The sequence below is a fragment of the uncultured Clostridium sp. genome (assembly GCF_934754925.1).
GTDB lineage: Bacteria > Bacillota > Clostridia > Clostridiales > Clostridiaceae > Clostridium.
The window spans coordinates 65,877-72,405 of record NZ_CAKVJA010000009.1 but is presented as its reverse complement, the minus strand read 5'-3'; the positions used below and the strand labels follow the sequence as shown (position 1 = coordinate 72,405).

Genomic DNA, 6,529 nt, shown 5'->3' with positions numbered 1-6,529 from the left:
GAAAGAGATGTAATTGAGTTAGTTAATAGGTATGGATTAAAGAAGCAAATAATATTATCAAGTTTTAATCATGAATCAATAAGAATTTGTAAAGAAATAGATAGTGAATTTGAGACTGGATTGTTATATTATGCTCCTATAGAAAATGTAATACAATATGCTAAAGAAGTTGGAGCAAATGCAATACATCCTGATTTAAGATTAGTTTCAGAAGAGCTTATAAAAGAAGCTAATAAAAATAATATTAAAGTAAATATCTATACAGTTAATAGTCCAATTTATATGAGAAAATTAATTAAAGCTGGTGCTAATGGACTCTTTACTGACTATCCAGATTTATTAAATGAAATTATTAATAATGAATAACTGAAATTTACAAAAAATGTATGCACCTCCGGGGTCCATCCAATATATGGATTAACCCCGGAGGTGTTTTTATATTAACAACAATTTTCTATAACAGAAAGAGAAGTAAAAATAACCATTGGTAATACTAGTGAATAATATTAATATATCTAGTTTTATCTACTTTAACATTTTTATGCTTTATAAAATAGTCAATAATAACTTCAGGCATTTCTACTAATATTTCTTTTAAACGTGGACATTCTTTATATACATCATATCCACCAACTCCTGTTGATCTATAATTATTCATAACAAGAGAAAGTTTAGAAGTATCATCTAATTCTTTACCTTTAAACTTTATAGATACAACTCTATCACCAACAGGTCTATTTAAATCAAAAGTATAATCTATATTTGCGAAATAGTCATAATTATAATGTTGTATTTTAGGTTTTAAAAATGTATCAGAAATTGATATATTTCCATTATTATTGCTAAAATAGCTAGCACATCTTTCTAATACTGTTTTTAATTGAGTCCTATTAATTTCGACTATTACTAGTGTATTTGGAAACATATAAGTAGATACAACATCTCTTACAGTAACATTTTTATCAAATCCTTTTATTTCATTAGAGAAACAAGTACATGAGATATCAGCACTACTTTCAGCAAGTTGAACTGCATTTATAAAGTTAGCTAAAGCTGAACCATTTAGAGCCATATCTAAATGAGAAGATGGATATAAATTTTCATCTAAAAATCCTATAGGAGTATCTAACCATTGTTGAACATCATTTTCTAAAGGTAAATATTTATTATATATTTCATTTTCAAAATTTAATTTAACCTTTTGAAGAGATGAGGTAATAGTTTTACTACTATCATCATTTAAATTCAATTCTATTTGTACATAGCTTGTAGCTCTTTGAGGTGTTTGAACAACATGAGTACCATTAATTATAGTATCTGCTAATGACATATGTTGATGACCAGTAAGTAAGATGTCAAAGTCAAATTCTAAACATAATTTATAAGCTATATTTTCACTTGTAAACATAAGTTGCTTATGTGAGTTTAAGTCATACTCAAACCCGCCATGATAAAGTCCAATGACGATATCTGATGCTGCTTTTACTTCATCAAAATAATATTTTACAGCTTCAAAGGTATCAGTAATGCTTATGTTAGCTATATTTTCAGTTCTTTCCCAGTGATTTATAAAATCTGTTGTTATTCCTATAATTCCAACTTTCAAACCATTTTCTAAAGTCTTTATAGAATAAGGTAAAATAGGTAATTCTCCAGTTTTATCAACAACATTTGCACATAAGCACTTGGCATTTAATGTACGAAGATATTTTCTTAAATATAATAGGCCATAATTAAAATCATGATTTCCTAGAGTTACAAAGTCATATCCAGCAGCATTCATAATATCTGCAATAGGATGTATATTAAATTTCTTGCCACTTAAATAATAAGTAAGAGGTGAACCTTGAATAGTATCACCAGCATCGATAATTAATGTATTACCGTCTTTTTTGAAATCATTAATCATATTTATTAAACCAATATTTTTAGGTTCTTTATCTATGTAGTTTGTTGGATATAAGTATCCATGCATATCAGATGTAAAATAAATTTTTAAGTTTTTCATATATACCTCTCTGAATTTCTAAAATTTTAATAATAACTGTATATTATTGTTAACTATGAATAAGTAGATTATAACATAGCTTTAACCGTATTTTCATAAATTATAATATCTTCATTAAGTTAAGAAATATATACAACTTGATGATGTTAATTTTTGGTAATATAATAAAATAAAAGATAGAAAAAGTATTTAAATAAATTTCAAAAGAGCTTTTTTACTTATAAATAATTAAAAAGGGTAAATCTAAAGGAATTGAAGATTAGAGTGTTGGGGGGAGGAAAATATAATAAATTATGAGATTTTTGTAAAATTAGCGGGAGTATTATTAATAATACTTATAATAATTTCATTAGCTTCAATAGTCATAACCAATATAAGAAAGTAAAATAATTCAAAAAAGAGATTTGTCTTTAGGGAAAAATCTCTTTTTTGTTATAAGAATATTTTATCCACAAATTCATTATAATTCTAAAGGTGTATTTTAAATTGTATTTTATATATTACATTATTATTATATAATATGAAGTATATAAACAGAGGGGATGAAGGGATTTGAAGTACATATATAACTTAGCATTTAAAATGGCAATATCAGCGACTATAGCCTTAATTATAGGTAATATATTAGGTCTACAGTATGCAACAGTTGGAGCTGTTATTGCTATATTGAGTATACAAGACACTAGAAAAAAAGCTTTAATTATAAGTTATAAAAGAATAGTTGCATGTAGTATAGGAATTTTAATATCAGTAATTTTATATAGTGTATTAGGAAATGGAGCATTAATTTTTGGGCTGTTTTTAATAATTCTGATACCTATTACTTCAAGGTTAAAAACACAAGAAGGAATGGTGCCAGCTGTAGTTTTATCAACACATTTTTTAGTTGCTAATCACATAACAATTGCATTAATTTTTAATGAAATATTATTAATGATAATTGGAATAGGTGTGGCTGCAATTGCTAATATTTTTATGCCTTCCCTTGAAGATAAATTTAAATATGATAAGGAATGGATTGAAGAGCATTATAGAATTATAATAAGTAAAATGTCAAAGTCATTAATAACGCATACAGTGGATATTAATGAACAAAAGCTTATAAATGAAGTTGAAAAGAAATTATATGAAAGCAAAGAAACTGCTTATAAAATAGTAAATAATAATTTCTTTAAAAGTTCATCATATTACACAGATTATATAAATATGAGAATTAATCAGTTTGATATAATAAAAAGGATGAGAGTACATTTCCAGAGATTTAATATACCTGTTGAACAAATGAATATTATGGCAGACTTTACATTGTGTGTTGCAGAAAATATAAGTGAGATGAATAATTGTAAATCACTGTTAAGAGATTTAGATATTTTAAGAAATGAATTTAAAAAAATGGAATTACCCAAAACTAGAGAAGAATTTGAAAGTAGAGCTCAATTACTTCAATTTTTAAATGATATGGAAGAGTTTTTGTTAATAAAAAGAAATTTCTTTACTATTATAGAAAATCATTAAGATTTAAGCAGTAAATAGATTAAAAGTTATGTTAACCTATTTACTGCTTAATTATTCATTAATTAAGTTTTAATACATTACTATAATTTACTGAACAATATCCAGCAGCTGCTGTTCCATCAATACCAGTATATAATTGATCTCCAAAATAAACAGCTACTTTATCTACACCATAATTATATCCATAAGTATTAACTATTGCCTCTATAACTCCATTAGCTACTTCAGTAGAAAGTTCCATATCCTTAATAAAGTTTTCATTAAATACAACAGTTAAGACATTAGTATTATAATTTAATGTTGCAGAGCTTACTCCATAATCCTTAGATAATACTACAAAATTGTTATTACCGTTAGGTGCAGAGTATAATTGCTCAGTTAATGCAGTAACAAAAGCATTATCTGTTACTTTAACATTTGTATCAACACAATAAGTTTTAAGATCTACTTTATTAAAGTAAAAAACTCTACAATTCCTATTTACTGTATTAGTAGTTGATGAAATTGCAGATTTATCTGGAGTAACATTAGGAGTAGAAGAGTTACTTTCTACAAATGAATTATTATTAGTTAAAACTGCATCATCAGAATTCTCTTCAGTAGAAGCAGTATTATTATTTTCATCAGTAGTCTCAGTCCTTGTTACATCATTCTCATTTTCAGAAATATTTTCTGTAGCATTTGAATCATCAGTACTAGCAGTTTTATCTCCAGTAATTGCACTTTTTAATCCACAGGATGTTAAAGATAAACATAAAACAACAGTACAACTTAAAATTAATAGTTTTCTTTTCATAATTTCACCTCGAATAAAATATTTACTATAAAAATATTACCATATATTTACAAAAAGTTAAATGATTTATTTAAAATAATATACAATATTTGCAAAAAAATATATAATTTAAAAGGGGTGATGAAATATGGATATTTTAAAAGAAACAAAGCTTATAAGTAATTATATAATTTCATTAAGAAAGGATTTTCATAAATATCCTGAATTAAGTATGGAAGAATATAGAACATCTAAAAGGATTAAAGAGGAATTAGATAAAATAGGTGTTAAATATCAAGAAGGAATAAAAACAGAAGTAGTTGCTACTATTGGTAAGGGTAATGGTAGGGTAATTGCATTAAGAGCAGATATGGATGCTTTAAAGATACAGGAAAATACAGATGTTAGGTATGCTTCAGAAAATAAGGGGGTAATGCATGCTTGTGGACATGATTCTCATATGGCATCATTACTTGGAGCAGCCATGATATTAAAAAAATATGAGGATAGTATTCCTGGGAAAGTTATTTTGGTATTTCAACCAGCAGAAGAGAATTCATGTGGGGCAAAGCTAATCTCTGAGCATGGATATTTAGATGAGGTAGATGAAATTTTTGGATTACATGTGTTTGGAGATATAGAATGTGGTAAAATATCTATAGAAGAAGGACCAAGAATGGCTGCATCAAATAAATTTACAATAAAGGTTACAGGAAAATCAGGACATGCAGGTAAGCCTCACCAATGTGTTGATGCTACTTTAGTTTGTGCAGCTATAGTAATGAATTTACAATCTATAATTAGTAGAGAAATAGATCCAGTTAATTCAGCAGTAGTAACAATAGGTCATATTCAGTCAGGACAAACTCATAATATTATTTCAGGAAATGCTATAATAGAAGGAACAATAAGAACTTTTAATGCAACAACAGCTAAACATATTCAAACAGCAATTAAAAGAATTGCATATAGTACATCGCTTGCATATGGAGCAACAGCAAGTGTTGAGTATGATGTTGCTCATCATCCAGCAGTAATTAATGATGCTGAGGCTGTAAGAACAGCATTAGCGGCAGCTAAGAAAATATTTGCTGAAGAAGATATTATAAAGGTACCAAGAATGATGTTAGGTGAAGATTTCTCTATATATCAAAAAAGAATTCCAGGGGTCTTTGTTTTTGTGGGAGCTGGAAATGAAGAAATTGGTAGGGATTATCCAAATCATAATGATAAGTTTAATATAGATGAAAGAGCTGTATTAATAAGTACTGAACTATATGTAGCATATGCTTTAGAAGCTATAAATAAAGAGATAAAAAAATCTTTTTAATTATTAATATACGGAGGAAAATATGGAATTAGAAATTTTAAGGAGTATTCAAAGTATAGCAAATCCATTTTGGGATTTTCTATTTCAACTAATTACTATATGTGGTGAACAAATAGTTATTATATTAATAATAGGAATTATTTATTGGACATTAGATAAGAGGCTTGGAGAATATATAGCCTATTCTGTTTTAACTAGTGTACTTTTAAATAGTACAATAAAGGATATTTTTAAGATGAAAAGACCAATAGGAGAAGAGGGAATTAGAACGTTAAGAGAACAAACAGCAACAGGATATTCATTTCCAAGTGGTCATACTCAAAGTGCATCTTCATTTTATGGAGCTATAGCAATTTATTTAAGGAAAAGAGTAATGTATATTATTGCCACTATAATGATTATTTTAATTGGTTTTTCTAGATTATACTTAGGAGTTCATTATCCAAAAGATGTTATAGTTGGTGGAGTATTAGGAGTGTTAACATCTCTAGTATGTTATAAGTTATATAATAAATTTCAAAACAAAATGTTATTATATATAATTACATTTGCAATATTTATCCCTGCATTAACTTTTGCACATTCTGCAGATTTTATTAAGGGAATGGGAACTTATTTAGGATTCATAATTGGAATATATATTGAAAAGAAATATGTTAATTTTTCAGTAGAAGCAAGTACGGCAAATAAGATAATAAGAGTGTTATTAGGAGTATTGATACTATTAGTATTACAAGTTGGGTTAAAATATGTATTACCAAGCGGAACAATATTTTCATTTATAAGATATTTATTAATAAGTTTAATTGCTATGGGAGTATATCCTATGATATTTAAAAATATGAAAATTTAAAAAATAAAATTTAAAAGATAAGATGCTGAGTTTTTCAGTTAACATCTT

General features: G+C 26.5%; 6 protein-coding genes. 4 read left to right on the top strand and 2 right to left on the bottom strand.

The window, feature by feature from the left end:
* A partial coding sequence (locus Q0G30_RS05285; protein WP_294387490.1) for a glycerophosphodiester phosphodiesterase family protein occupies positions 1-366 on the top strand: 366 nt, incomplete at its 5' end.
* Between the two features lie 127 nt (positions 367-493).
* Here Q0G30_RS05285 and Q0G30_RS05280 read toward each other — a convergent pair.
* Positions 494-2,008 (bottom strand): bifunctional UDP-sugar hydrolase/5'-nucleotidase, encoded by a 1,515-nt coding sequence (locus Q0G30_RS05280; RefSeq protein ID WP_294387487.1) that lies wholly within the window; start codon positions 2,006-2,008, stop codon positions 494-496.
* A gap of 552 nt (positions 2,009-2,560) precedes the next feature.
* Here Q0G30_RS05280 and Q0G30_RS05275 point away from each other — a divergent pair.
* The gene (locus Q0G30_RS05275) at positions 2,561-3,523 is read left to right on the top strand and encodes an aromatic acid exporter family protein (protein ID WP_294387484.1); all 963 of its coding nucleotides are present in this window, start codon (positions 2,561-2,563) and stop codon (positions 3,521-3,523) included.
* 58 nt (positions 3,524-3,581) lie between these two features.
* Here the strand turns inward: Q0G30_RS05275 and Q0G30_RS05270 are convergent, their stop codons facing one another.
* Entirely contained in the window at positions 3,582-4,319 is a 738-nt protein-coding gene (locus tag Q0G30_RS05270; protein ID WP_294387480.1) for a GerMN domain-containing protein, read from the bottom strand.
* Between the two features lie 127 nt (positions 4,320-4,446).
* Between Q0G30_RS05270 and Q0G30_RS05265 the strand changes: the two genes are divergently transcribed.
* Complete coding sequence (locus Q0G30_RS05265) at positions 4,447-5,628, top strand: amidohydrolase (protein ID WP_294387477.1); 1,182 nt, start codon at positions 4,447-4,449, stop codon at positions 5,626-5,628.
* Between the two features lie 22 nt (positions 5,629-5,650).
* A complete protein-coding gene (locus tag Q0G30_RS05260) occupies positions 5,651-6,481 on the top strand; it encodes a phosphatase PAP2 family protein (protein ID WP_294387474.1) in 831 nt (276 codons plus the stop codon).
* Positions 6,482-6,529: the final 48 nt, after the last annotated feature.

What these genes read in the sequence shown, in the direction of transcription:
- Q0G30_RS05280 (WP_294387487.1), bottom strand. Translation starts at nt 2,008, where the DNA reads ATGAAAAACTTAAAAATTTATTTTACATCTGATATGCATGGATACTTA.
- Q0G30_RS05270 (WP_294387480.1), bottom strand. Translation starts at nt 4,319, where the DNA reads ATGAAAAGAAAACTATTAATTTTAAGTTGTACTGTTGTTTTATGTTTA.
- Q0G30_RS05265 (WP_294387477.1), top strand. Translation starts at nt 4,447, where the DNA reads ATGGATATTTTAAAAGAAACAAAGCTTATAAGTAATTATATAATTTCA.
- Q0G30_RS05260 (WP_294387474.1), top strand. Translation starts at nt 5,651, where the DNA reads ATGGAATTAGAAATTTTAAGGAGTATTCAAAGTATAGCAAATCCATTT.